This is a genomic window from Candidatus Ichthyocystis sparus, from assembly GCF_900078745.1.
In the GTDB taxonomy this organism is placed as follows: domain Bacteria; phylum Pseudomonadota; class Gammaproteobacteria; order Burkholderiales; family 2013Ark19i; genus Ichthyocystis; species Ichthyocystis sparus.
This window is the reverse complement of sequence record NZ_FKII01000031.1, coordinates 1-1,420: the sequence shown is the minus strand read 5'-3', so window position 1 is coordinate 1,420 and position 1,420 is coordinate 1. Positions and strand designations below refer to the sequence as shown.

Below are 1,420 nucleotides of genomic sequence, written 5' to 3'. Positions count from 1 at the left end.
TGCACGTTTATTAAGTTAAATAATTAGCAATTAATTCATTATATATTAATGCTTCATTTGTATAATTAATTGTTATATGTTGGGTGTAAATGTTTGTTTTTTTAAATTATATACAAGATATCATGTCAAGTTGGTAGTGTTCTTTGTACGTACGGACTGCCACTTGTTTTGTGTGTGAGTGACTTTTCTTGGATTTGTATACGTATACAATAGTGGCGGTGCTTTGCTGCTGGTCCTGTTTTTGGTGTTTTGTGCATTTCTTTGAGGGACTGTACCCATTTCTCTTCTGTAGCTTTTATGCAATGTTGGTGTGTGAGTTGATAGTAAAAATAATAAATGAATAATAATAGCAACAAATAGAGGATTTGTTATGTATCCTGTACCTGTGACTGGTGGTGCTGCTACTTTTAGTGGTCCTTCAGAGAGTGATGATGATGGTAAAGGATGCGCTGTACAGAGTGATGTTTCTAGTGTTGGTTTGCAGCAAGTTGAGGCCTCTACTGTTACTACTTTAGCCACCACTGTGGGTGGTGGGTTGAGCACTTGTGATGATATAGGAGAAGCTTCTACTTCCAGATTTAGTACTGTTTCTTCTCCAGCCATTATTGCTGATCAGGATGTTTCTGATTTGCTGGGAGTTAAGTTACATCCTGATAGTGCTCAAATAATTAGTGATCTCATTTCGAGAGCTGTTGAATCAGCTGGAGTTCCTTACAAGAGTAAGTTAAGCGAACAACTTCCATCAAACCTGAGTGATGAACTTACGACGACCGGGAGAATTATTTGGTGTAGTACTTATAAGGTACTGTGTAGGGATAATTTTGTGCACAGATGTTTTTCTAAGTACTATGGCGATCATATACCTGATTTTATACCTTCTCTTCCTAACATTAAAGTATTGTCCGATTCTCCTGACGGTGGTGTAGAGACGTTAACTGGAGATAGGTTGCTGAGTTTTTTATCGGGACTAGATTCCGCTATCCGCGGTAGGGCAGAGTGTATTTTTAGCTCTATTTGGCGTGAAGTATTTGGTGGCATTTCTGGTGCTCTAGGAGGGGAGTGTTTAGATGCTGTTAATTGTAAAGATTTTATTGATGTTCTCGACATTGCTGGTATTCCCTTAATAGCATCGTCTTCAACATCTAATTTGAAAGCACGATGTTCCAGAACAAATACAAATAGTAAGGATGTTGATAAGTGTAAAGCATCAGGAGATGGATCTTCTTCTGCTCCTACTACAGAAGGAACAGAAGGAAGATACGCGAGTAGCAGTAATGTTCCTGTTCATGTTTACACTTACTCTGAGACAGGGATTGTTTGTACTACTGTTAGGGAGGTGTTGTCCACTCAGTATGTAGATTTTCTGGGCCTTAAGTTTCATCCTGATAGTTATAAACTAATTTCTAGGCTACTTCATGAT

Annotated in this window: 1 protein-coding gene; it reads left to right on the top strand. The window is 38.2% G+C overall.

All coding sequences use genetic code 11. The annotated features are described in order from the left end of the window. Positions 1 to 370: 370 nt before the first annotated feature. The coding region (locus tag A6733_RS00410; RefSeq protein WP_141663426.1) for a hypothetical protein at positions 371 to 1,420 on the top strand (1,050 nt) is incomplete at its 3' end.